The following is a 24245-nucleotide window of genomic DNA, read 5'->3' as shown; positions in this document are numbered from 1 at the left end:
CAAGATTCTATGAGGTTCATGCCCTAATTTGGTCCTTTAGTCCCTTAAGTGCCGTTAATTCCCATGCTAAGGTTGAAATATCAACCTCTTCATAGGAGCTAAGGAGGAAACAGATGAATAACATGATGTCACTTGGAAGATTCGCCTGGCACAACGCGCGTATTCGCTTAGGGGCAGGGATGGTTGCACTGGTATTCATTTCCTTATGGGCTGGCGCATCCGCCGTACATGCGGAGGAGCCGCCGATTGTCGTGTCGCTCAATGATCAGAAGGTCATATTTCAGGAGCAGCCTTTGCTGTTGAACGGTACGACCTTTGTTCAGATTCGGCCGCTGTTTGAAGCGTTGGGGATCGAGATGAAATGGGACGCAGCCAAGAAAGTCGTACATGGCAGCAAGCAGAACTTAACCTTCTCGATGCCAGTCGGCGGCAAGGAGGCGACTGTCAACGGCAAACGTATCCAGACGGATGTGTCCCCCATCGTCCGTAACGGCCATACACTTGTGCCGCTTCGTCTGATCGGTGAGTCTGCAGAGTTGCTCGTCCTCTGGGACGGGTATAACCGGGTCATCTATATGTTTGCAGATCCTTATTTGCAGCAAAAAGGGTTGACGCGTGAGGCGGTGACCCAAGGCTTTGAAATTCACCAGCAGCAAGAGAAGGAAAAACGACAGAAACAACAGCCAACGCCGTCCAAGGACCCCAAGCCGGGGGACGGTGGGTCTGATTCCAAACTGAAAACGCCACAGAGTCTGGAGGACATAAAGCATCTCAAGGGCATGTATTACGGGTACAGACTTGATGTGGGCGGTTATCAATGCGGCGGCGTCTGCTGGCCCAAATACACGTTTCTTAATAACCAGCGGCTATTCGTTGGCGAGCCCCCTGCAGGCGGACCGGAGACGATCAATTGTTCCACCGACGATTGCCTCACCTACACGCTTAAGGATGGCAAGCTGATCCTCAGTAACGGAAAATCCTACACGATTCGGTTGAACGAGGCCGGAGAGCCTGTAATCGGGGATGTGCCCCTGACCAAGGTGGCGCCGGTTCAAGCCGGCTTGAAATTGAATGGTACCTACACGTACTATAGCAGCGGACCTTTAGCGTCCGGAACGGAATCCTTCACCTTCAAGTCGGACGGCACATTTACCCGCAGCAAAAAATCAGGCACCTACACCATCCAAAACAATACCATCACGTTCACTTACTCGGATGGACAGGAACGTCAGCAACTGTTCTTCCTGCATCACGGCAAGGCGAACTCGATCCAGATTAACAGTAAAAATTACAATCTCAAATAGAACATGAAGAGGGTTGCTCAGGCTATAACAGCTTGTAGCAACTCTCTTTCGAGCTTAGGGGCTTAACCCTTTAGGAATTCTTGCCGGGTCTCAGGTCTTTATTCGCCCAGTAAGGCATTCCTTACTTCCCTCTCATGTCATAACGCAGGGCGACAAGACAGAGCACGCGGCGGTACCCTGCTTTTGCTGATGAACAATGGCCTATCCTCCCGCATAGCATATAGCACCTGCTTGCTATTTGTAAGTAAGTGGAAAGGGGGCGCATAGGTAATGGATATCCAGCTTACTGCGATTCATTGGGTGTATCTGGTGTTTATTGTGTTCATTCTGGCCTTGATGATCCGGCGGCGCGATACGACGATGATCTGTGTGGCCGGCATTCTGGCGCTGGGAGTGCTGGCAACGGCTACGGTCAGCGGATCGGTGTCGGGAATCTTCAATGCCTTCGTATATGCGACCCGGGAGCTGCTCGGCACGATTATGATTATCTCCATCATCGTGGCGATGAGCCGGATTCTGATTATAACGGGCATCAATGAGACGATGGTCGCCCCGCTCACCCGGTTCCTGCGCACACCGGCGATGGCCTACTGGGGAATCGGGCTGATTATGATGGTGACCTCCTTCTTCTTCTGGCCTTCGCCTGCCGTGGCGCTGGTTGGAGCGGTGCTGCTGCCGGTTGCCGTCCGTGTCGGCCTTCCTGCCCTGGGTGCCGCAATGGCGATGAATCTGTTCGGACACGGAATCGCCCTCTCCGGCGATTATATTATTCAGGGCGCGCCGAAGCTCACGGCGGATGCGGCCGGCCTTCCGGTGTCCAGCGTGATGGAGGCCAGCATTCCGCTGGTGCTGGTGATGGGCGTGGTCACCACCGTGACTGCGTTCTGGATGATGCGCAGAGACCAGAAGAACGGTACCTGGCGGGATGGCCTAGTCTCTGCGCAGGAGGCCAAGGGGGCGCTGGCTGAAGCCGGGACGGAGGAGGAACGGCAGGCAGTCATGAGCGATGGCCTGCGCCGGGGGCTGGCTGTGGCTATCCCGCTGCTCTTCCTGCTGGATGTGATCGCCATGTTCATGCTGAAGCTGCAAGGCGGGGATGCCACCGCGCTGGTTGGGGGAACCGCTGTCCTGATCCTGATTGTCGTTACTCTGCTGGCCCACCGCAGCCAGGGCCAGGGGCTGGAGAAGATCACCGCTTATCTCATCCAAGGCTTCACCTTCGGCTTCAAGGTCTTCGGACCGGTGATCCCGATCGCCGCCTTCTTCTACCTGGGCGACTCGGCGTTCGGCGAGCTGTTCGGCCAGGTGCTGCCGGACGGCTCGCACGGCATTGTGAACGACCTGGGCGTCGCCCTGGCGCATCACGTGCCGCTGAATGCCCCGGCCTCCGCCGTAACGCTGACGGTGATCGGCGCGATCACCGGGCTCGACGGCTCCGGCTTCTCCGGCATCTCGCTGGCCGGCTCGATTGCCGGGCTGTTCGCCGCCGCGATCCATTCCGGCGCGGCGACGCTGACCGCCCTGGGTCAGGTGGCCGCCATCTGGGTCGGCGGCGGCACCTTGATCCCGTGGGCGCTCATTCCCGCTGCCGCCATCTGCGGCGTCAGCCCGTTCGAGCTGGCCCGGCGCAATCTGAAGCCGGTCCTGCTGGGTCTGGCGGCGATGACGGTCACCGCCATGTTCCTGATCTAGCAGGGCGGCAGATAGTCCTGCCGATCTGCATCCCATCATCCCGCCATCCAGCGATGCATAAGAACACAGCCCCTAATCCATCCTACAGAGGAATGGAAACTGAGCTAGAGGCAGGGAGGATTGATCTTATGAAGCATTATGAATCCAGTCAGCGGACCAACAGCACGGTGGATCAGGCGCAGGATGCGGTGACCCGGCTGCATAATTCTGTCACTCAGGCGCTTAGCCACCCCACAGAAGAGATGATCGAGCAGGCGGAGAACAGCCTGAGCCATGCGGAGGAGGCTGTGCGGCATGCCCCGGAGGGCTCGATTGGCGGCCAGGGGGTAGACCTGGTGGAAGACAGGCTGGAGGAGGAGAAACGCAGACTGGCGATGCTGGATGTGCCGGGAAGCACAGCACGGGATTAAGCGTCTGTGCGTTACTGCCCGGCTATAGGAAACGAATGTCAGGCATTTCCGGGGAACGAACCGGGAGTGCCTGTTTGCGCTTGCTTGAATATTGCGGTTGACCTGTGCAATCATTTAACCCTCAGTTGACAGAATTCTCCCATCTTCTTTAAGCGGGGGATGAATGGAAACGGTCTAATCTACATGGATTCTAACCGCCTAAGATGCTATAATTAAAGTATTCAGTCGTATCTTGGAAAGGTCAGTGAAATTAATGAAGTTAGATTCAAATAATCATTCAGTATTCTCCCTTCACTTTCACCTTATTCTAGTTATCAAGTATCGTAGGAAGGTCATTACAGATCCCATATCCGAACGTCTGAAAGAGATATTTGCATCCATTCAGCCTACTTACAATGTGACTTTGCAGGAATGGAATCATGACAGGGATCACGTTCAGATCCTAATGAAAACTCATCCTAATACCGACATCTCTAAATTTCTCAACGCTTATAAGAGTGCATCCTCTAGGCTGATCAAGAAGGAGTTTCCTACCCTCCGAACATCACTTTGGAAAGAGGCTTTTTGGTCACGCTCCTATTGCTTGCTTACAACGGGTGAAGCGCCAATAGACGTCATTCAAAAATACATCGAAAACCAAGGTATGAAAGGGTGATCGCCATTGCTGAAAGCCTACAAATACCGTATCTATCCAAGCCATGGGCAACAACACTACTTCGCTAAAGTGTTCGGATGCGTTCGCTTTATCTACAACAGAATGCTTGCAGATAAAATTGAACATTACAAGCAAACGGAAACGATGCTGAGGAATACACCCGCACAATACAAAAAGGAATTCGACTGGCTGAAAGAAGTCGATAGCCTTGCCTTAGCGAATACCCAACTGAATTTAGATAAGGCTTATAAGAATTTTTTTCGGGATCAGAAAACGGGATTTCCTAAATTCAAGAGCAAGAAGACGAATCATCATAGCTTCACAACGAATAACCAAAATGGAACAGTGGCGATAGAGGATGGATATCTCCAGATTCCAAAGCTAAAAACGGGCATCAAAATCAAGCTGCACCGCCCATTCCTGGGGCTGATCAAATCATGCACGATTTCAAAAACACCAACGGGAAAGTATTATGCTTCCGTATTGGTTGAAACGGATATCGTCCAGTTGCCCAAAATACATACGAAGATTGGCGTTGATCTTGGGCTGAAAGACTTTGCTATCACTTCAAATGGCGAAATCATATCCAATCCTAAATACTTGCGTACGTCTGAAAAGCGATTAGCGAAGCTGCAGAAGGATGTATCGCGGAAGAAGAAGGGAAGCCATAACCGTCATAAGGCTAGGCTGAAAGTTGCCAAGCACCATGAAAAAATAGCGAATCAGCGTAAAGACTTCTTGCATAAAACGTCTGCCAAAATGATAAACGAAAACCAAGTTATCGTGATGGAAGACTTATGTGTAAAGAATATGCTGCAGAATCACAAACTTGCAAAAGCGATTAGCGAGGTCTCTTGGAGTATGTTCCGTTCGATGCTTGAATATAAGGCTCAATGGTATGGCAGAGAGCTTATGATTGCCCCTAAGCACTATGCAAGCAGTCAGCTTTGCTCCTGTTGCGGTTATAAGAATGCAGAGGTGAAGAATCTCGCCTTGCGAGAGTGGACTTGTCCAGAATGTAACGTGCATCATGATCGGGATGTAAACGCTGCTCAAAACCTACTGAAACTAGCCATGTGATATTGCAATGATTGGGCTAGGGACTAGCCTTTGAGCTTGGGTAAACTTGGAGCAGTAGCTTCATTGACCAAGAAGCCGCCACCTCTTAGATGGATGGTAGTTCACAGGGAATGAGGTTATAAGGTATCTATATAGATTGAACTTGAAAATATTAGGACAGGGAAAAGTGGCAGAGGGGAATTTGGGAACTGTAGGAGCGATAGCGTTCACCTGAAAGCTTTCCGAAGGAAAGCTCGCATCGTAAGCATCAGCTAGTCACCGGATTTCTACCGCGAATAGCGGTTCTAATCATGAAATCTGGGGACAACAGCGACCGAAAGTCCAAACATTCTCTGGAGTCACGTCTATCCCAAAACAAAAAATAAAAGTACATTCTATATTAGGAAGCAGACAAGCTAAGCGAGATGATTCACGGGAGGAGAATAACTATGCAAGACAGGGAAACGGACGGTTCAAGGAACCCGCTGGAGACACCGGAGATGCTGCGGGCCGCGCTGGCCGAGATTGCCAAGTGGGAGAAGGAGCAGAACAAGCTGATGATCTGGGACCGGATTGCCCGCCTGCCGTTCAAGCTGCTGGATAAGGTCACTCCGAAGTTCATCCATGAGAAAATTGGCCAGCTGCTCGACGAGCTGGGCAGCTACATCCAGAATGGCGGCAATTATCTGGTGGCCGGCCGGAAGGTAGGCAAGCTGATGGAGGAGACCAGCCGTGCATCGGGCGGCACGGATAACGGGCCCTATCCGCTGGCGGTAATGGATGCGGCAGCGCAGAAGCTGTCAGAGACCAGCCGGAATGCAGCGACCGCCCAAGGGGCGACGACGGGGTTCGGCGGAATTTTCACCCTGGCCGCCGATATTCCCGCTGTGCTGGGCCTCTCCCTGAAGGCGATCCAGGAGATTGGCCTGTGCTACGGTTATGATCCCACGGATAAGACGGAGCGTATTTTCACGGTAAAAGTCATGCAGTTCGCCTCCTCCGACATCGTCGGCAAGCGCACCGTGCTGAAGGAGCTGAATCTGCAGGCCGGAGGTGACGGCAACATCGCAGCCGGTACGAACGAGACAGTCTCCCGGATTCAGGGCTGGCGGGAGGTCGTGACCGTGTACCGCGATAACTGGGGCTGGAAAAAACTGTTTCAGATGGTCCCCGTGGCCGGAATGTTCTTCGGCGCTTACAACAACCGGAAAGCACTGGATGAGGTGACGGAGGCTGCGCGGATGCTCTACCGCAAGCGCAGAATTATGGCCAGACTACAAGAACTGGAAGGATAAACATGAAGACCCTACATCAACAAGAACGTGAGCGCACCCTGGAGCGGACCGGACAAGCTGAGGCCTTCGTCACCGCATGTTATCAGGAGCTGGGGAAGACGGGGGCCGAGCGGGAGGAGCGTCTTGCCGGGGTGCGGGAAGAGATCCGGCAGACCGGTACATATGTCCATACAGCAGAGGAGCTGACCCATGGGGCGAGAATGGCCTGGCGTCATAACAGCCGCTGCATCGGCAGGCTGTTCTGGCATTCGCTCCAGGTGATCGATGCACGCGGAGCTGAGACCGCAGAGGAGGTTGCCGGGGCGCTGCTGCATCATGTGCAGCACGCCTACAATGGCGGGCGGATACGCCCGGTGATTACGGTATTCCGCAGCGGAGAGGACCCGGAGCGGGCTATCCGCATCTGGAATCATCAGCTGATCCGCTATGCGGGCTATCCCGGGGAGGGCGGGCTGCCTAGGGCCGGTGACCCGGCCTCGGATGAATTCACCGCACTCTGTCTGAAGCTGGGCTGGCGGGGCAGCGGCGGCGACTTCGACCTGCTGCCGCTCGTCATCAGCATCGGGGAAGAGGAGCCGCGCTGGTTCCCGCTCCCGCTGGGACTGGTGCGTGAGATTCCGCTCAGCCATCCGGAGATCAGCCGCTTCCCGGAGCTGGGCCTGCGCTGGTATCCGGTGCCGGTCGTCTCGGATATGTGCCTGGAGATCGGCGGCATAATGTACCCTGCGGCTCCGTTCAACGGCTGGTATATGGAGACAGAGATCGGCTCGCGGAATTTCGGCGATACAGACCGCTATAACCGTCTGCCGGCGGTAGCCGACCTGCTGGGTCTGGACCGTTCGACGAACACCTCACTGTGGAAGGACCGGGCGCTGCTGGAGCTGAACCGGGCGGTGCTGCATTCATTCAAGCAGGCCGGGGTCAGCATTGTGGATCACCATACAGTCGCCGAGCAGTTCGTCCGCTTCCAGCAGCAGGAGAAGAAGCAGGGACGTGAGGTATCCGGCAAATGGGGCTGGCTGATTCCGCCGATGTCGCCATCCTCCACACCGATCTGGAACGACAACAAGCTAAGGGAGCTGCCGCTCAGTCCGCGCTTTATATACCGGAAGACTGCGGAGGCGGCCGGGCGCCCAGGCGCTGCGCCTGTACAGGGCTGTCCGTTCCATACGACGGATTGATTCTCTGGAACCAAGATCCTGATAGAAAGGGTGGCTGATATGGTCAAGCAATCCGGTACCTCCCGTCAAGGAGAAGAATCCGCAGCAGCTGCGAACCGCCGGGATCAGATTCTGGAGGCGGCTGTGGCGGTTTTTGCAGAGCATGGATACTACCGGGCGACCACTGCACAGGTGGCGGCAAGGGTAGGGATCTCCCAGCCCTACATCTTCAAGCTGTTCAAGAATAAGGAGGAGCTGTTCACTGGTGCGCTTACGCTCGCTTTTGACCGGATGCTCAGCACCTTCTCCGGACTTAAGGCGCCGAAGAAGAAGCTGCTGGACAAAGCTCTTCAGCTATATAAGGCATTCACCCGCAGTCATCCGAATGAGGTCATTCTGCAGATGCAGGCCTCCGGTATCCGTGAAGCAGCGATCCGTCAGGTGGTACAGGCAGGAATGCTGGAGTTCACCGCTCTGATGGAGGGCAAATTCACGGCGGCCGGCTTCGGGCGTCCTGAGGTGAAGCTGAGGTTGTTCATGGCGGATGTGATGCTCTGCAATATGTCTCTGACGCTGGACCTGCCGGAGCTTGCGCCGCAGCAGCGGTAACCCGGCAGCACGGTCCGGGGAGTGATTGTCCGGGTACCAATAGTCACCGCTGACGATCTGTGATACTATTTATGTCTATATCCCATGAGGAAGTGAATGTTCAATGATCAGCATTACGATACCAGCACCGGATGTTACGATACACAAGCAGGCGGACCCGGTGCTCAGCCATATTTACGGATTCACTGATTTTCACCTGATTACCCGCGAGGCCGGCGGCATCTTCATGTTCTATAATGACCAGGATGAGCTGCTGTTTGTCGGCAAGGCGCGCAAGCTGAGACCGCGGATCAAGAAGCATTTTGAAGACAATGTCTCCGTGATGAAGCCGCACCGTGACGAGGTGACCCGGATTGAGGTCTGCCTCGTGGAAGACGCGGTGGACCGCGAGATTTATGAGACGTACATTGTGAACAAGCTTAGAGCGAAATACAATGTGGACAAAGTATTCTATAAATAAAAGATGAAGAGCGCGGTCCCTGCGGACTGCGTTTTTTTGTAGCAGCAAATGTTGTATTCCATGTGTTCCCCCTTGTTTTAATAAACGAAATTTGAGACAATAAGTTATTGTTGGTTGAACTTTGCATTGTGGATTAAAGTGTACTGAAGAGAGGATATCTAATGAATAAAACATCCATTTATGGATTGACCTTAGAACAGCTCACCGCCTGGCTGCTGGAGCATGGGCATAAGAAGTCGCGCGCCTCTGCCGTCTGGGAATGGTTATACCGCAAGCGGGTTACCCGCTTCACCGATATGGAAGGAATGAATCCGGACTGCCTGCAGCTGCTGGAGGAGCATTATGTGTTCCAGACCATGGAGGAGCATGTGCGGCAGGAGTCGGCGGACGGTACGGTCAAATTTCTGTTCCGTTTATATGACGGCAATCTGATCGAGACAGTGCTGATGCGCCAAAAATACGGCCTGTCCGTATGCGTCACCACCCAGGTTGGCTGCAATATCGGCTGCAGCTTCTGCGCCAGCGGGCTGCTGAAGAAGAGCCGGGACCTCACCAGCGGGGAGATTGTGGAGCAGATTATGAAGGTCCAGCTCTATCTGGATCAGGCCGGTCAGGGCCAGCGGGTCAGCCACGTTGTTGTGATGGGGATTGGCGAGCCGTTCGATAATTTCACGAATCTGCTGAATTTCCTGACGACCATCAAGGACCACAAGGGTCTGGCCATCGCCGGTAAAGGCATTACCGTGTCTACCAGCGGTCTGGCTGACAAGATCAGAGAATTTGCCGATGCCAATATGCAGGTCAATCTGGCGATTTCTTTACATGCGCCTAATAATGAGCTGCGGACCCGGATTATGATGATCAACCGCGCCATTCCTATAGAGAAGCTAATGCCTGCAATCGATTATTACCTGGAGAAGACGAACCGGAGAATTACGCTGGAGTATATCCTGCTGAAGGACATCAATGACCGTGAGGAACATGCGCTGGAGCTGGCGGAATTAATCGGAGAGCGTCGTTCGCTGGCCAATGTGAACCTGATTCCGTATAACCCGGTTGACGAGCATAGCCAGTATCAGCGGAGTGAGCGCGAGTCGGTCCGTGCCTTCTTCGACACGCTGAAGAAGCAGGGGATCAGCGTCAGCACCCGGCTGGAGCAGGGCGTCGATATCGATGCCGCCTGCGGACAGCTGCGCAGCAAGCAGATCAAGAAGGCCAAGGGCCAGGCAGAGAGTACGGGAAGCGCAGTCGTAGGATAAGTGGTACAATAAGTGGCAGTGATCTGAGAAAAGAGGAATGTGAAGTGCTGACAGTTACAAGCTATACGGCGGATCAGGTGAAAGATCCTTTTGGCATCCTCAGCGGGCAACGCTACGAGTTCGTCATTAAGCTGGATGTGCCGGAGGAGGATGAGCTGTACACTGAGAACGGCGTCTCGGTCCGCGCCATCGTTAAGGTGGAGGACGGGCAGCCCGGCATGGTCAGCTATGACCTGCAGGACTCCCTGTCGGGCGAGCTTCTGGATTTCGAGCTGGAAGAGGATGAGGAAGCGGAGCTGTTCAAGTTCTGCTCGGAGCATCTGCCGGAATAGGGGGATGTTGGGAAGGGGACTGCTGGAGAAGCAGTCTCCTTTTTGCGTTGTGCGGACGCGGGGTGTGGGGGTGAGATGTATGCGAAAAACCGACCACATTGCGCCGTATGGCGGCGCGTGGACCCAATGGAATCGAAAAACCGATTACATTGCGCCCGCAACGCGCCAAACTCGCCCCCGCCGGCCCCCTACTCCTCCTTGCGCTGTAGTCTGCGGTTGAGCCGGGCCAGCAGCTCGCTGAAGGTCTGGCAGTCGGCGGCGGACCAGTCCTCGAAGATCTGCCCGTAGCGCTCCAGCCGGATCTCGCGGGCCTTGGCGAGCTTCTCGGACCCGAGCGCCGTGATCTCGAAGTAGCTGGAGCGGCCGTCCTGCGGATCAGGCACCCGGACTACATAATGATTCGCCATCAGCACGCTTGTCTGCCTGCTGATAGTGGAGGTGTCCAGTCCCAGAGCTTCGGCGAGCGCCTTCACGCCAACCTTGCCGTGATTCGCCAGATGATGGAGCAGCGTATAGGAGGAGCGGTCCAGCCCTCCGTGCTTCTTGTCCAGCGAGCCGTGACGGATGAGTGTGATTAATTCATGATTCAGGGCGTCAAGGTTCTTGTCATTGTGCGGATCTGTCATTCCGGGTTGCATCCTTCCTGAGCTGTGCAGAAGCTTATTCCATATTGACTTCCGCACATATAGTTGTATAATACACATATACTAAAATTGATTGTATCATACACCTATATGGACGTAAAGTACATCTTTCTTTCAAGGTGGCAGTGCAGAGGAGCGAGCAGATTTGAATGATCAACCCGCAGTAAAAACATCATTTTGGCTTATTATTCTGGCCATCTTTTTCGGCAATTTTATGGCAATTCTCAGTACGACAACGATTAACGTAGCGTTTCCCGTCTTCCTGAAGGACTTCGATGCCAGCATCGGCACGGTGCAATGGATGATTACCGGGTACCTGCTGGCGACTGGCGTCGTTGCGCCGGTAGTCGGCTATTTCGGCGACAAATGGAGCTATAAATACCTCTATATTGCCGCCCTGTCCGGCTTCACGCTGTTCTCGGGACTGTGTACCGTGGCTTGGAGCATTCATTCGCTGATTGCCTTCCGCATTATTCAGGGCGTGTTCGGCGGGCTGATTATCCCGACGACGATGACCATGATCTACCAGTTCATCGCCAAGGAGAAGCAAGCCTTCGCGATGAGCCTGTGGAGCCTGTCCTCCATGCTGGCCCCGGCCTTCGGGCCGACGCTCGGCGGCTGGCTGACCGGATACTTCGGCTGGCAGTCGCTGTTCTTCATCAACCTGCCGATTGGGCTTACGGCTATCGCCGTGGCGCTGAAATGCCTGCCTTACCAGCGGCAGAGCACCGGCAGCAGCAGCTTTGACCTGCCGGGCTTCGTGACGGTTATTATGAGCAGCGCTCTCCTGATTCTATCCTGGAGCAAGGGGAATGCCTGGGGCTGGACCTCGTGGAAGACCCTGTCACTGCTGCTGGTTGGAGCAGCGGCCCTGGCCTACTTCATCCGCAGGGAGCTGTCGCTGCGGGAGCCGCTGCTGAATCTGAAGGTGTTCCAGCAGCACCGGTTCACCTTCAGCCTGGTGATTAACTGCATCATTACTATAGCCCTGTATTCGGGCACCTTCCTGATTCCGGTGTTCCTGCAGGATATTCAGCAGTCTACCCCGCTGATGACGGCGCTGGTGCTGCTGCCCGGCTCGATTGTAATGGCCGTTATGTCGCCGGTGGTCGGCAGGCTCTACCCGCGGGTGGGCCCGTTCTGGCTTATTCTCGCCGGTGTAGTCCTGCTGAGCGTGTCCACCTGGGAGCTTGCCCATATCACACTGGCGGTGACCCATACCCGTGTAGCCCTGCTGATGGCGGTGCGCAATGCCGGGATTGCCCTGGCCTTCATGCCGGTGACGAATGCCGGAATGTCTGCTGTGCCCCGGGCAATCACAGGCCACGCCTCCTCCGTCACGAACTGGGTGCGGCAGGCTACAGGCGCGTTGTCGATCGCTGTATTCAGCTCGCTGCTGGCTTCGCGGTCGGTTGCCCACCAGAAGGAACTGGCGGACGGGGCAGCTTCTGCCGCAGGTTCCCTGCTGAAGGCACAGGGGATGACGATGGGCGTGCAGGATATTTTCCTGCTGGCTACAGTGATCGGCCTGCTCGCGATTCCGCTGACCTTCCTTCTGCGGGGCAAATCTTTTACAACCCGGCCTGAAATGGGGTAGAATACAAGAAAGCAGGCACAATTAGGAGTTGTAGACATGTCCAATAATGAAGAAGTATTCTTGACGAAGGAAGGCTTGGCCAAGCTGGAGGAAGAGCTTAGGGAGCTGAAGGAAGTAGGGCGCAAGGAACTCGCGGCCCGGCTTAAGCTGGCGATCAGCTACGGCGACCTTAAGGAGAACAGCGAATACCACTCCGCCAAGGAAGATCAATCCTTCATGGAGACCCGCATCATGATTCTGGAGAAGATGCTGACCAAAGCGCAGATTGTGGATGAGAGCACGATGGATCTCAGCACCGTCAGCGTGGGCTGCATTGTGACGCTGAATGATGTGGAGTACTCAGAGAAGATTGAATATAGAGTGGTCGGCCCGGCAGAGGCAGATGTACTGGACAACAAGATTTCCTACGAGAGTCCGCTCGGCAAAGAGCTGCTCGGCAAGAGGGTAGGCGACATCATCAGTGTCAATGCCCCGATGGGTATCATCAAATACGAGCTGCTTGAGATCAAAATGCTGTAAAGCGGCATCCCGCTCCCTTACGAGGGGGCTTTTTTTATACAAGGCGATAGGCAGCTTCTATTACAGATATTCGTTCTCTGTCTTAGACGCTTCCGCCCCGAAGGGTTATAGTAGGAGTATCTAATGAACAGAGGAGTTTGCTTGTGATTCAGACTGTATTAACCACGCTTGTTGAAGTCATTGTGCCGCTGTCCATTCCCGTGGGCGCCGGTGCGCTGCTGGGACGCTTTAAGAATCTCGATACGAAGCCTCTGCTGACGCTGTATCTGTATTTTCTCAGCCCCGCTATTATTCTGGATACGCTGGCTACGGCAGAGATCTCCTTCGATGATGTGTATAAGACGCTCGCCTTCTCGCTGCTGAATCTGTTTCTGTTATGGCTGCTTGCAACTCTGATCGGTAAAATCCTTAAGCTGGACGGGCCGGAGGCCGCCGGTCTCACGCTCATCGCCACCTTCACGAACAGCGTCAACTACGGGTTGCCGCTGGTGCTGCTGGCCTTCGGCCAGCTCGGCCTGGACAAGGCCTCGGTCTATGTCATCGGCCAGATGGTGATCGTGAATACCATCGGTGTCTATTTCGCCGCCCGGTCGCAGTTCTCGGTGCGCAGCGCCGTGAAGTCGGTGTTCTCGCTGCCGGCCATCTACGCAGCCATACTGGCCCTGCTGCTGCGGGCGCTCGGTCTGCAGCTGCCGCATGAGCTGGCTTCGGGCGTATCCATGGCCGCTGCGGCCTATTCGCCCGTCGTGCTGGCGATCCTCGGCGCGCAGATGGTGAAGGTCCGCTCCGCGCCCGTAGAGCGCAACGTGCAGCTGGCCTTCTGGACGGGACTCAGCGTCCGGCTGCTGCTCGCTCCGCTGCTGGCGGCGCTGGTGCTGACGGTGCTGAACATCTCGGGCACTCTTTTCTCCGTGCTGCTGATTCTAGCCTCGATGCCGGTGGCGGTCAATTCGGTGGTGCTGGCCGAACGCTTCGGCAGCTCGCCTGCACTGGTCTCCCGCTGCATCGTCTGGACGACGCTGGCTTCCTTCCTGGTGCTGCCGGTGCTGATCGCAGTGGTGGGCGGGTAGCTGAACAGGTTCGGCGATGAAGAAACACAATACTCAGGGTATGCACCCTTCTTACATAAACCTCCCGTGATTTACTCATGAGCAGGTTTATTTAGAAGAGTGCTATTTTCTTTTACGGAATTTTTGAGATGGCTGTCACAAAATGAGTGGCATTGGTGTTGTATGAGTGTAGGCAGGAGGGGAGGATGATCGTTGGACAGGCATTACAGAGAGAATGAATCGAACGCGGAGGACATTGAGCTGCTGGTGGAAAGAACCAAGCTTGGCGATAAGGACGCCTTCACTACGCTGATCAGAATGTTTGAGAAACCGATGTATATCTATTGCTACCATATGCTCAGAAGCAAGGAAGAAGCCGAGGACGCGTTGCAGGAAATATTCATTAAAGTGTATCAGCAGATCCACAAATACCGTCCAACTATGACGTTCTCGGCCTGGCTGTACAAAATTGCCTATCATTACAGTCTGAATCAGATCCGCAGCAGAAAAAGGTGGTTCCGGTTCATAGACCGGTATAAATATGATCAGCCGGAGACCCCGGTGGAGCATATCGGCAGTCAAACGACCCTGAAGGAGTATCTGGACTTACTGACTGCTGAGGAGAGGCATATCATCGTGCTCCGGGCGCTTCACCGGTATGACTACAACGAGATCAGTGAAATGCTCAATATGAAGCCGGCAACGGTGCGCAAAAAGTATGAACGCCTTCGTAAAAAACTGCAGGCGAAGGAAGCTAAGGAAGGAGGGACCGTGAATGCGCCGATCAGCAAATCCATCTAAACCCGTCAGCCTGCACCAGGTGGAGCAAATGATTCGCGAGACGGAGACGCCGGAGCACAGCATGAGTGAGCAGATTGCCGCCAAGCTTGAATCCCGGAGTCTGCCCCGGCAGAAGCCGGTCTTCACCAGAAGAGCGGGAGTACTGGCAGCCTCACTGGTTGCATTCTGTGTGTTTATGACTCCTGTCATGGCTCAGGCCATAGAACGGCTTAACTTGCTTGAATATATCAATCCGTTTGCCCGTGAAGTCAAAACCAATCCCAACGAGAAGGTGGAGACTATTTATGCCCGGGGGTTGGACGGGAGCAAGTCTTTTCACACGGGGCTGATCCGCTTTGACGACATTGAGGATCAGGCGTTTAAGAGCCAGCTGCAACAGGCTTGGACGGAGATTTTTTCCCAGGGAGAAGAAATTGAGGAAGTGATTATATACGAATATAAGGCGGACACCTATCACATCGAAGCGCGAAATGAGAACAGATCTGCCGAATTCGACCAGGGTCAATGGACTTATGCGAAACAGACCATCGGAGAGAGTCAGGTTCCAGGTGCTGCCAAAGCCGCAGCGGATCAGGCTTTTCATCGAGTCGGGGAATTGAAACAAGGGACAAGGTCAGTCAGTCAAATGGTCTTAAGGCCTGATCAACAGCCGGTGTATAAGTTCGTGTACGAAACAAACCAGGGTTCTGTCCTCATTGATGTCCAACAGGAGACCAATCAGATCACACGGGTATTAGCTTTTCCGTTGTCGGATCATCTGGATAAATTAAAGGACAAGAAGAAATATGATGACCTTGTTAAGCGCACACAAGCCATCAAGCTGGACACGCTTCAGAAGGAAGCCGTGAAACAAGCTAAAGCCTGGATGAAGTTAGATTTGGCCGATTATAACGTATCCAGAGATGAATTCCGGTTTGATACCTTAATCTTCACAAAAGCGGGTGCTCCGGCCGTGACCGCGCTATTTACCTCAAAAGGGACGATCTATGGGATTGAAAGGAGGTGGTGATCACTGATTGTCCATAGATTCGCCGCACAACAAACTAACAAACAAAGGAGTTTTTACCCATGAACAAAAAAGTGATTCTTCCTATTCTCGGAGTGACCCTGCTGTCAGGGGGAATGCTGGGTTACCAAACCCTGGCGCAAGCAGATGCGTCTAACAACGCGAAAACGCATGTCTCACAAGCGGTACAACCGGAGCGAAATCTGATGCAGCGGGCGCAGGACAAGCTTAAAGAGCTGACAGGAAATACGTATACGTTAATTCCGGGAACAGCGATGAAGGATGTAGTGAGTTTTAAACGGGAGAACTTCAAGTACGATATGATCTCCTATACAAACGGGAAGCCCGAAACTATCGGGATCAATATCAACTATGAAGATTTGAACGGCGGGAAATATCAGGCCCGGCTGGAGGAGGCGTGGAAAACGTTGTTCCCGGGGGAAGACCCGCATTATGTGAATATCACAGAGTCCATCTACCGTGTGGGCACGATCTCAGCGAATGCCAAGCAGAATAAACAAGTGTACATGGAAGAGAACAAGCAGGCGTATGGGGTGAATTATGCTCCTGAGGCGGCCCCGCCAAGCGTGGAGAAGACGGCGGCACAGGCAGTATCCAAGCTTACCCATGGCAAGATCAAGACGGGAGCTAAGCTTGACCGGGTGTATATCCGTGAGGGCAAGCCGGATGTGTATCAATATAAATATAATTCCCAGGCTGTTCAAGTCAGCTTCGCGATTGAAGATCAGACGCTGGAGCTGCTGCAGGTGGATGTACATCCAATGGATGGACAAGGCGTAGACAACTATGAGGATTTCCAGAAGCGGGAGCAAGCCAAAGAGGCAATGATCAAGAAGCTGACTGTAGACACTTTAATGAAGAACGCTATGAGTGACGCCCAAACGATGCTGAATCTTGACCTGAAGGGCTATCAGGGAGCAATAGGAACCAATACCTGGGATGCGGATTACATGAATTTTACCAAAGAAGGTGCGCCTTCAGTGACTGGCAGATATGAGGCGGACGGAGCGTTTACCAGCTTCACCGTTGATAAGTATGATCAGAGCATCGATTATTACGGAATGACGATCGTAGGCGCGCCAAATGAAGAGCCCAAATTGTTAATTGAATAGAAAGGAGCTCATAATCTTGAACAGCAAAATAATAGTCCCGATCCTCGGCATTGCCTTATTATCAGGAGGTCTGCTGGGATGCCAGGCACCCGATCAGGCAAATGCATCGTCTAACAAGGTGAATGCGAGTTCTTCACAGGAGATTAAGCCTGAGCAGAAGCTGATGGAGCAGGCACAGGATAAGCTTAAAGAGCTGACAGGAAATACGTATACGTTAGTTCCGGGAACGGCGGCGGAGGGTGTAGTGAATTTTAAACGGGAGAACTTCAAGTACGATATGATCTCTTACAAAAACGGGAAGCCCGACAATATCGGGATCAATATCAACTATGAAGATTTGAACGGCGGCAAGTATCAAGCCAAGCTGGAAAGTGCATGGAAGGCTTTGTTTCCAGGGGAAGGCCCGAAATATGTGAATATCTCCGAGTCCATCTACCGTGTGGGCACGATCTCAGCGAATGCCAAGCAGAATAAGCAGGTGTATATGAAGGAGAACGAGCAGGCATATGGCGTAAACTATGCCCCTGATGCGGCTCCGGCAAGCGTGCAGAAGAAGTCTGCTCAGGTATTATCTAAGCTAACCAATGGCAAGGTCAAGGCGGGGGCTAAGCTGGATCGTGTGTTTATCCGTGAGGGCAAACCGAAGGTGTACCGGTACAAGTATAAGTCAAATGCTGTGAATGCGAGCTTCGCTATTGAAGAGCAAACACTGCAAATACTTCAAGCAGGCTTGGAACAACATGCAAAGGCTGCCAAGGCCAAGCAATTGACGCCGGACGCATTAATGAAGAATGCCATGAAAGATGCGAAGACCATGATAGAGCTCGATCTGAAAGGCTATAAGGGTGCCAGAGGAGCCAATGCGTGGGATAAGAACGAGATGACGTTTACCAAAAAGGGAGCTCCTACGGTCACTGCTACAGTGAATACGGACGGATCGTTTAACGATTTTATCGTAGAGAAGTATGGCCAGTATCTTAGCTTCACCGAGAACACGATCGTAGGAGCACCGAATGAGGAGCCCAAATTATTGATCAACTAAACGTATCAATCATTATCCGGACACAGGGACTTCACTCATCAGGGCATGTACATTCTGGTCAGGGTCCTGAAAGAAGGTCATCCAGGTAGCGGTTCCGCCCATCTCGGCGACTATATGCGGCTGATCCAGGAAATGTACCTTACGCTCGACTAGCGTGTCATACGCTGACTGAATATCATCAACTTTGAAATAGAATACCGAGCTCGGATGATCGAACCGGGGGTCCTCCGCCACACTCAGGACGATTTGCAGACCGTTACACTCCAAGAAGGCCATGTTCGGGATCTGGAACAACAGGTTGATACCCAGAGTCTCCTGATAGAATCGGGCCGCAGCCTCCATATCATGTACACGGATGGATATTTGTCCAATGCCTTTAATTTGAAAGTCTGAATTCATGTGCAGATCGCTCCCTTGTAAAGTTGTATGTTCCACGGAGTAAATGTAACATGTGCGGATGAGGTATGCTTGTCCAAAATCACTTTTTTCTGAACATCTGGGGCGAGCATCCTGTTCTTTGCCTGAACAGCTTGTTGAACGAAGAGGGGGTCTCGAAGCCAACACGTTGACTGATCTCGGTTATACTGATGTCCGTGTGCGCAAGAAGACGCTGTGCCTCAAGAAGCCTCTTTTCAATGATGAACTGGTGCGGGGTCCTCTTGAAAAAATGACGGAAGCTGCGGATCAGATGGTTTTTGGAGAGGCAAGCGACTCTTGATACCTCTTCCAGGGTTACGCTGCGGTTGTAATAAGCATGTAAGTACTCATAAGCTATGGTCAACCGCCGGAACAGCTCCTCCCTGGTGGCCGGGCGTGTGCCGGGGACGGTATTCATTTCTTGAGGGATGTTCTGATGGACATGAAGCAGGGCCTGCATGAGCTGTTGATACTGTTCATCGAGCCAGCATACCCAGCCTTGAAAAATACACAAAAAGAGTCGACCTCTGTCTCTGACTCAATATCTATAGCATAATGCTCCCCTTCGTTCAAAAGGAGGTAGCCGTCTCGTTCAACAGCATAGTGGCCGAGGTTTGTTCTGTAGTAGGCCCGCCCGTTACGGAATGTCTTGATGGACAGGGGGCCGGCACCTTCCCAATAATGAGTTCTACTTCGTGCCTGCAGAACGAAATTTTGCTGGAACAAGGGTAATTTAGAGCTTCCCATCGGCAACGTTCAACCCCTTCTGCAGTTGGTTTATTCCATTCTACAATAAAGAAGCTCCTCCTTCACGGTCTGAAGGGGGAGCTTGCTGTATGCAGAGGCAAAGGCTCAGTCCGGCTGGCCTTCAGCGACCTGGATGGTGAAGATGAAGGTTGCCCCGTCAGGGACGTCCGGCTTCGCGTAGATCGTTCCGCCCATGAGGTCGACCAGCATTTTGCAGATGGACAGGCCCAGCCCGGTTCCGCCGAACTTGCGGTTAATGGTGGCCCCGATCTGGGTGAAGGGCTGGAACAGATATTTCATTTTGTCTGCCGGAATGCCTATGCCGGTATCTTCAATAATGAACTCCAGCTCAAGCAGCTTGTCTAACTCCTGCTTCAGCTGGACCTTCACTTTGACGCCGCCGGTGATCGTGAACTTAATGGCATTGCCGATCAGATTATTGAGTACCTGACGCAGGCGGTTAGGGTCGCCGACGAGCAGGGCGGGAATGTCAGGGTCAATGGCGGTCTCCAGGGTCAGGCTGCGTTCTTTGGCCAGCGCCCTGAACAGATCGACCGTTTCTTTGATGCAGGAATGGAGGTTGAAGAGCTCGAAATCCAGCTCCATTTTGCCGGATTCAATCTTGGTGAAGTCCAGGATATGGGTGATGACGGAGACAAGCGCATGGCCGCTGGTATGAATGATCTCGGCCATCTCCTGGTCGTCTGCAGAGAGATCGGAGGAGCGCAGCACATCGGACATGGCGATAATCCCGTTCAGCGGTGTACGGATCTCATGGCTCATCATGGCGAGGAAGCCGGTCTTGATGCGCAGCGCCACCTCGGCAGTCTCCTTCAGCTCGGTCAGAATGCTGTTCGCCGTCTCCAGCTCCTGGGTCTTCAGCTGCAGCTCCTTGCGGGTCTGATAGAGGCGGACGAAGCCGTCAATCTTGCTCTTCAGCACCACCGGGTGAAACGGCTTGGTCAGATAATCAATCGCCCCGGCGGTGTAGGCCATCATATAATTTTCTAATTCGGAGGTCAGGGAGGTCAGGAAAATAATTGGGATGTCACGCGATTTCTGGCGCATCTTGATCCGTTTCGCCGTCTCGAACCCGTTCATCCCCGGCATTAGCACATCCATAATAATCAGGGCGAATTCCTGCTCCAGCAGACATTTGAGGGCATCCATCCCCGAAAGTGCGTTAACCAGCCGGTAGGGAGAGTCGGCCAGCAATGCCTGAACGGACAGAAATTCATCTGCCCGGTCATCTACAACTAAGATATTGATGGGATACTCCATGACTCCTCCTATTGAATCAACCATAATTTCAGCACTCTTACCAGCTGCGTCGTATTAATCGGCTTCGAGATGTAATCGTTGGCTCCTGCTTCGAGGCATTTGACCCGGTCTTCCTCCAGGGCACGGGCGGTCAGCGCGATAATGACGATCTGGTCATATTCCGGCCGCAGCCGGATCTGCTTCATCGTCTCGTAGCCGTCCATCTCGGGCATCATGATATCCATGAAGATCAGCTCGGTGCCCGGGTGGGTCTCCAGATGCTCCAGAGCCTCTCTGCCGTTCTGGGCAAAGCTGATCTCCATATTATAACCCTCCAGCACACTCGATAACGCAAAAATATTACGCATATCATCATCCACGAGCAGAATGCTTTTGCCGGCAAAGGCCGCCTCGGGATTATGGAGATTCTCAATCAGACGCTGCTTGTCAAGAGGCAGGTCTGCGTGCTTGCGGTGGAGGTACAGGGCTGTATCGTCATAGAGCCGTTCCATCGAGCGGACGTTCTTGATCACAATGCTCTCGGCGTAGTGCTTAAGCCGCTGCTCGTCGGTCTTGCTGAGGTCCTTGCCGGTATAAATGATGACGGGCAGCGTCTGCAGCTTGCGGTTGGTCTTGATCTGCTCCAGCAGGTCGAAGCCGGAAATATCAGACAGGCCCAGGTCGAGCACCATACAATCAAAATGATGGCTCGCGAGATGCTCCATCGCCTCTCTTCCGGTTCCCACCGCAATGATGTTCACATCGGGATGGGCGATGAATTCGACCAGGCTGCGGCGCAGGTCCTGGTTGTCTTCCACGATCAGGAGGCTCTTCACCCGGCGGCGGATATACGTCTCAATCTGGAGGAAGGCTGCCTCCAGCTCGGCATAGTCATTCGGCTTCTTCCAGAAGGACAAGGCGCCCATCGACAAGCTCTGCTGGTTCTCCTCGGCGGTCGAGATGACATGCACCGGAATATGGCGCAGCTCCGGCCGGCTCTTCAGCCGGCTGATGATGGCCCAGCCGTCCAGCACGGGCAGATGCAGGTCGAGCAGGATGGCATCGGGCTTATAGGCATGGGCCAGGGCAAGCCCCTGGTCACCCTGGAAGGCGACGATGGTCTTGAAGCCCCGGCTGCGCGCCAGCTCCAGCAGTCTGGCGGCGAATTCGGCGTCCTCTTCAATGATCAGGAGGGTGATGTCGCCGGTCTGCAGGTTATCACGGTCATCTTCCATTTCTTTATATTGCAGCAGCTTCGGATTAGAGATGGAAATATCGGGAACGAAGGATTCACGGAACGGCTGATTCTCCCGGCCGGCCGGCTTCTCCACCGGCAGCTCGGCAGGCAGCGGCGCTGTGTATGCGGCAGCTGCCTGGGCGATAGCATCCTCTCCCGGCTCAACCGCCGGAATAATCAGGGAGAAGGTGCTGCCCTTGCCCTCTGCGGAATCGACCTCAATCCGTCCGCCCAGGAGAGCAGCGAGCTCACGGCAGATCGTCAGGCCGAGGCCAGTTCCACCATACTTGCGGCTGGTGGTGCCGTCCGCCTGCTGGAAGGCCTCGAAGATGCTGTCCAGCTTGGAGGCGGCAATCCCGATACCGGTATCGCTGACGGAGAAGATGGCCTCTTCTCCGCTGAAGCGGATGAACAGGGAGACGGAGCCTTGCTCCGGTGTGAACTTGATGGCATTAGACAGCAGGTTGTTGAGAATCTGCTGCAGCCTGTGGCCGTCGGTCAACAGATGATCGGGCAGGCGGCTGTCCGCATGGACATCGAACCGGAGGTTCTTCTTCTTGGCCTGCTGCTCGAACCGGCGGAAGACATGGTTGCTGAGATCCTGCAGCCCGACCGGCTCAATCACAGCCGTCATCTTGCCGACCTCCAGCTTAGCCAGATCGAGAATCTCATCAATCAGCTGCAGCAGATCCTTGCCTGCCGAGAAGATGGTATGCACATATTCCAGCTGCTTCGCCTGCAGATTGCCTTCCTTGTTCTCGGCAAGAATCTGCGAGAGGATCAGGAGGCTGTTCAGCGGGGTGCGCAGCTCATGGGAGACATTGGCGAGAAATTCAGATTTGTATTGGGCCGCCAGGAAGATCTCCTGGGCCTGGGCCTGAATCTCTTCCTTCTGCTGCTCAGTAAGCTCGATCTGGGACAGCAGTTGTATGTGGGAAGCAGCCAGCTCTTCCTTCTGGGCCTCCAGCTCACCGGCCTGGTCCTGCAATTCCTCTGTCTGAGCCTGCAGCTCCTCGGTCTGGGCCTTGAGCTCTTCGGTCTGATTCTGCAGCTGCTCCTTCTGCGCCAGCAACTCGCCCGCCTGGGCCTGGAGTTCTTCGGCCTGCTCGGCAATCTCGTTCTTTTGCCGTTCTGTAATCTCCAGCTGTACCTGCATCTCGCGGTTAGCCGCCGTGATCTCATCGGCCTGAGCCTTGATCTCCGCCGTCTGCCGGGCGGTCAGCTCCATCTGCTGCTGCAGCTCGAGGTTGGAGGTCTGCAGCTCCTTTGTCTGCTGCTTCAGCTCGTCGGCTTGGGCTTCTATCTCGGCCTTCTGGTCATGCAACTGCTCGGTCTGGAGGCGCAGTTCCTCGGTCTGGGCCAGCAGCTCTTCCGTCTGGGCTTCCAGCTCCTCGGTCTGGGCCTGCAGCTCCTCCGTCTGCGTCTCCAGCTCTTCCTTCTGGAGCTGGGTCTCGTTCAGCAGCTCTTCAATCCGGGCTACACCGGTCAGGGTATTGATCAGCACGCCCATGTTCTGTCCGGTGCGCTCGATTAACTGCATCTCCTTCGGACTGAATGGACTCAGGGCAGCCAGCTCCATGACGGCCACAACCTCCTGTTCATGCTTGAGCGGAACAAGAATCAGTGTGGACGGGGAAGCTTCCCCCAGCCCGGAGCGGACCTTGATATAATCTTCGGGCAGCTGGCGGAGAACCAGCAGCTGCTCATCCAGCGCGCATTGTCCAACCAGGCCGCTGCCCAGCTCAATCGGCTCGCGCCCTGCCGCAGATTCATCGAAGGCATAACCTGCCGTGAAGTGCATCCGCCCGTCCTGCTTCAGATATACAGCTCCATAGTTAGCGCCGACGGCCGAAGCCAGTCTGCCGATAAATAGGCGTGAGGCTGTCTGCAATTGCACGGAGCCCTGAAGGAGCAGTGTAATCTCTGATACCTGTGTATTAATCCATGCCTCTTCCTCGGCTCTCAGCCGCAGCTCCCGTTCTTCGGCCGTGCGGTGGTGAAGATCGGCCGCAAGCCCGTAGAAGGACACTGCAAGCTGTCCGAATTCATCATTGCGTGCAGCAGTTTCAGGGTTAAGCGTCCCTGCGTCTATATCCCGGGAGATATCCTTAATCCGGTTCAGGCCGCGGTCTATATTCCGCTGGATGCTGGTTATAAGACCCGCCCCGACCAGAATGCCGATTGCACCAAGCCCTGCGGTGATAAGCCGCAGTCCGCCTTCCATATTAAGAATCGATATAATAATCATACTGCCGAGCAGCAGTATAGAAGCTGATGTCGCTAACCAAACTTGTTGTTTTATGCTCATAGTTCGCCGCCTTTGTTCAGTTAGAATACGTAACTATATGATTATACTTTTAATAGAGGCTCAGTGATATAGAAGACATCAATAAAACACCCGAAATCCTAAATTTACATAGTTGCTCCAGGGCTCATGCCAGTATATCCTAGCTAAGGTTTCCTAATGCCGCTTGTTCATGAAAAATTATGAAATTCGCCGCATTTATCCTTAAAATTTGGCTTGTAAGCAATGAAAAGAGCGTGTAAGATAAACGAAG

General features: G+C 53.9%; 23 protein-coding genes. 18 read left to right on the top strand and 5 right to left on the bottom strand.

Going from position 1 to position 24245, the window contains the following annotated elements; genetic code table 11:
- Positions 1-113: 113 nt before the first annotated feature.
- From K1558_RS10095 to K1558_RS10045, 11 genes are all read left to right on the top strand, one after another.
- Positions 114-1304 (top strand): stalk domain-containing protein, encoded by a 1191-nt coding sequence (locus tag K1558_RS10095; protein WP_238651428.1) that lies wholly within the window; start codon positions 114-116, stop codon positions 1302-1304.
- Positions 1305-1574: 270 nt separating this feature from the next.
- A complete protein-coding gene (locus K1558_RS10090; protein WP_238651427.1) occupies positions 1575-2996 on the top strand; it encodes a hypothetical protein in 1422 nt (473 codons plus the stop codon).
- Between the two features lie 128 nt (positions 2997-3124).
- The gene (locus K1558_RS10085; protein ID WP_238651426.1) at positions 3125-3406 is read left to right on the top strand and encodes a hypothetical protein; all 282 of its coding nucleotides are present in this window, start codon (positions 3125-3127) and stop codon (positions 3404-3406) included.
- 253 nt (positions 3407-3659) lie between these two features.
- Positions 3660-4061 (top strand): IS200/IS605 family transposase, encoded by a 402-nt coding sequence (gene tnpA, locus K1558_RS10080; protein ID WP_238651503.1) that lies wholly within the window; start codon positions 3660-3662, stop codon positions 4059-4061.
- A gap of 6 nt (positions 4062-4067) precedes the next feature.
- Complete coding sequence (tnpB, locus tag K1558_RS10075; protein WP_238651425.1) at positions 4068-5141, top strand: IS200/IS605 family element RNA-guided endonuclease TnpB; 1074 nt, start codon at positions 4068-4070, stop codon at positions 5139-5141.
- A gap of 428 nt (positions 5142-5569) precedes the next feature.
- A complete protein-coding gene (locus K1558_RS10070; protein WP_420800424.1) occupies positions 5570-6415 on the top strand; it encodes an EcsC family protein in 846 nt (281 codons plus the stop codon).
- A 2-nt stretch (positions 6416-6417) separates the two neighbouring features.
- Positions 6418-7596, top strand: a complete 1179-nt coding sequence (locus K1558_RS10065) for a nitric oxide synthase oxygenase (protein ID WP_238651424.1) — start codon at positions 6418-6420, stop codon at positions 7594-7596.
- A 39-nt stretch (positions 7597-7635) separates the two neighbouring features.
- The gene (locus K1558_RS10060) at positions 7636-8184 is read left to right on the top strand and encodes a TetR/AcrR family transcriptional regulator (RefSeq protein ID WP_238651423.1); all 549 of its coding nucleotides are present in this window, start codon (positions 7636-7638) and stop codon (positions 8182-8184) included.
- Positions 8185-8287: 103 nt separating this feature from the next.
- Positions 8288-8644 (top strand): nucleotide excision repair endonuclease, encoded by a 357-nt coding sequence (locus tag K1558_RS10055; protein ID WP_238651422.1) that lies wholly within the window; start codon positions 8288-8290, stop codon positions 8642-8644.
- Between the two features lie 161 nt (positions 8645-8805).
- Positions 8806-9903, top strand: a complete 1098-nt coding sequence (gene rlmN / locus K1558_RS10050) for a dual-specificity RNA methyltransferase RlmN (RefSeq protein ID WP_238651421.1) — start codon at positions 8806-8808, stop codon at positions 9901-9903.
- A 44-nt stretch (positions 9904-9947) separates the two neighbouring features.
- Positions 9948-10235 carry a DUF6509 family protein gene (locus K1558_RS10045; protein WP_238651420.1) on the top strand — a complete coding sequence of 96 codons (288 nt, stop codon included), beginning with the start codon at positions 9948-9950 and terminating at the stop codon, positions 10233-10235.
- A 188-nt stretch (positions 10236-10423) separates the two neighbouring features.
- Here K1558_RS10045 and K1558_RS10040 read toward each other — a convergent pair whose 3' ends face one another.
- Positions 10424-10861 (bottom strand): MarR family winged helix-turn-helix transcriptional regulator, encoded by a 438-nt coding sequence (locus K1558_RS10040; RefSeq protein ID WP_238651419.1) that lies wholly within the window; start codon positions 10859-10861, stop codon positions 10424-10426.
- A 163-nt stretch (positions 10862-11024) separates the two neighbouring features.
- Here K1558_RS10040 and K1558_RS10035 point away from each other — a divergent pair, with 163 nt between their 5' ends.
- From K1558_RS10035 to K1558_RS10005, 7 genes are all read left to right on the top strand, one after another.
- Positions 11025-12476 carry an MDR family MFS transporter gene (locus K1558_RS10035; protein ID WP_238651418.1) on the top strand — a complete coding sequence of 484 codons (1452 nt, stop codon included), beginning with the start codon at positions 11025-11027 and terminating at the stop codon, positions 12474-12476.
- A 36-nt stretch (positions 12477-12512) separates the two neighbouring features.
- Positions 12513-12995, top strand: coding sequence for a transcription elongation factor GreA (gene greA, locus K1558_RS10030; RefSeq protein WP_238651417.1), 483 nt, complete (start codon positions 12513-12515; stop codon positions 12993-12995).
- 143 nt (positions 12996-13138) lie between these two features.
- Positions 13139-14065 carry an AEC family transporter gene (locus tag K1558_RS10025; RefSeq protein ID WP_238651416.1) on the top strand — a complete coding sequence of 309 codons (927 nt, stop codon included), beginning with the start codon at positions 13139-13141 and terminating at the stop codon, positions 14063-14065.
- Positions 14066-14257: 192 nt separating this feature from the next.
- On the top strand, positions 14258-14845 hold the full coding sequence (locus K1558_RS10020) for an RNA polymerase sigma factor (RefSeq protein WP_238651415.1): 588 nt from the start codon (positions 14258-14260) through the stop codon (positions 14843-14845).
- Entirely contained in the window at positions 14820-15854 is a 1035-nt protein-coding gene (locus K1558_RS10015) for a hypothetical protein (protein ID WP_238651414.1), read from the top strand. Before K1558_RS10020 ends, K1558_RS10015 begins: the two co-directional genes overlap by 26 nt.
- 59 nt (positions 15855-15913) lie before the next feature.
- Entirely contained in the window at positions 15914-16984 is a 1071-nt protein-coding gene (locus K1558_RS10010) for a hypothetical protein (RefSeq protein ID WP_238651413.1), read from the top strand.
- A 16-nt stretch (positions 16985-17000) separates the two neighbouring features.
- Positions 17001-18026: a hypothetical protein gene (locus tag K1558_RS10005; protein ID WP_238651412.1), complete on the top strand. Its 1026-nt coding sequence runs from the start codon at positions 17001-17003 to the stop codon at positions 18024-18026.
- 12 nt (positions 18027-18038) lie between these two features.
- On the opposite strand, the gene K1558_RS10000 is transcribed toward K1558_RS10005, so the two are convergent.
- The 4 genes from K1558_RS10000 to K1558_RS09985 all read right to left on the bottom strand — a co-directional run bounded on the left by K1558_RS10000 (position 18039) and on the right by K1558_RS09985 (position 23995).
- Positions 18039-18425: a VOC family protein gene (locus K1558_RS10000; protein WP_238651411.1), complete on the bottom strand. Its 387-nt coding sequence runs from the start codon at positions 18423-18425 to the stop codon at positions 18039-18041.
- Positions 18426-18504: 79 nt separating this feature from the next.
- Positions 18505-18957, bottom strand: a complete 453-nt coding sequence (locus tag K1558_RS09995) for a helix-turn-helix transcriptional regulator (protein WP_238651410.1) — start codon at positions 18955-18957, stop codon at positions 18505-18507.
- Positions 18958-19295: 338 nt separating this feature from the next.
- The gene (locus K1558_RS09990; protein WP_238651409.1) at positions 19296-20471 is read right to left on the bottom strand and encodes an ATP-binding response regulator; all 1176 of its coding nucleotides are present in this window, start codon (positions 20469-20471) and stop codon (positions 19296-19298) included.
- Positions 20472-20479: 8 nt separating this feature from the next.
- Entirely contained in the window at positions 20480-23995 is a 3516-nt protein-coding gene (locus K1558_RS09985; RefSeq protein ID WP_238651408.1) for a response regulator, read from the bottom strand.
- Positions 23996-24245: the final 250 nt, after the last annotated feature.

Source organism: Paenibacillus piscarius, from assembly GCF_022234545.1.
Taxonomy (GTDB): Bacteria; Bacillota; Bacilli; order Paenibacillales; family Paenibacillaceae; genus Paenibacillus_AQ; species Paenibacillus_AQ piscarius.
Note: the sequence above shows the minus strand (reverse complement) of the source record. Positions and strands in the feature narration are given on the sequence as shown.

What these genes read in the sequence shown, in the direction of transcription:
- K1558_RS10090 (WP_238651427.1), top strand. Translation starts at nt 1,575, where the DNA reads ATGGATATCCAGCTTACTGCGATTCATTGGGTGTATCTGGTGTTTATT.
- K1558_RS10070 (WP_420800424.1), top strand. Translation starts at nt 5,570, where the DNA reads ATGCAAGACAGGGAAACGGACGGTTCAAGGAACCCGCTGGAGACACCG.
- tnpA (WP_238651503.1), top strand. Translation starts at nt 3,660, where the DNA reads ATGAAGTTAGATTCAAATAATCATTCAGTATTCTCCCTTCACTTTCAC.
- rlmN (WP_238651421.1), top strand. Translation starts at nt 8,806, where the DNA reads ATGAATAAAACATCCATTTATGGATTGACCTTAGAACAGCTCACCGCC.
- K1558_RS09985 (WP_238651408.1), bottom strand. Translation starts at nt 23,995, where the DNA reads ATGAGCATAAAACAACAAGTTTGGTTAGCGACATCAGCTTCTATACTG.
- K1558_RS10085 (WP_238651426.1), top strand. Translation starts at nt 3,125, where the DNA reads ATGAAGCATTATGAATCCAGTCAGCGGACCAACAGCACGGTGGATCAG.
- K1558_RS10040 (WP_238651419.1), bottom strand. Translation starts at nt 10,861, where the DNA reads ATGACAGATCCGCACAATGACAAGAACCTTGACGCCCTGAATCATGAA.
- K1558_RS10055 (WP_238651422.1), top strand. Translation starts at nt 8,288, where the DNA reads ATGATCAGCATTACGATACCAGCACCGGATGTTACGATACACAAGCAG.
- K1558_RS10065 (WP_238651424.1), top strand. Translation starts at nt 6,418, where the DNA reads ATGAAGACCCTACATCAACAAGAACGTGAGCGCACCCTGGAGCGGACC.
- K1558_RS10010 (WP_238651413.1), top strand. Translation starts at nt 15,914, where the DNA reads ATGAACAAAAAAGTGATTCTTCCTATTCTCGGAGTGACCCTGCTGTCA.
- K1558_RS10000 (WP_238651411.1), bottom strand. Translation starts at nt 18,425, where the DNA reads ATGAATTCAGACTTTCAAATTAAAGGCATTGGACAAATATCCATCCGT.
- K1558_RS10095 (WP_238651428.1), top strand. Translation starts at nt 114, where the DNA reads ATGAATAACATGATGTCACTTGGAAGATTCGCCTGGCACAACGCGCGT.
- greA (WP_238651417.1), top strand. Translation starts at nt 12,513, where the DNA reads ATGTCCAATAATGAAGAAGTATTCTTGACGAAGGAAGGCTTGGCCAAG.
- K1558_RS09990 (WP_238651409.1), bottom strand. Translation starts at nt 20,471, where the DNA reads ATGGAGTATCCCATCAATATCTTAGTTGTAGATGACCGGGCAGATGAA.
- K1558_RS10015 (WP_238651414.1), top strand. Translation starts at nt 14,820, where the DNA reads ATGCGCCGATCAGCAAATCCATCTAAACCCGTCAGCCTGCACCAGGTG.
- K1558_RS10060 (WP_238651423.1), top strand. Translation starts at nt 7,636, where the DNA reads ATGGTCAAGCAATCCGGTACCTCCCGTCAAGGAGAAGAATCCGCAGCA.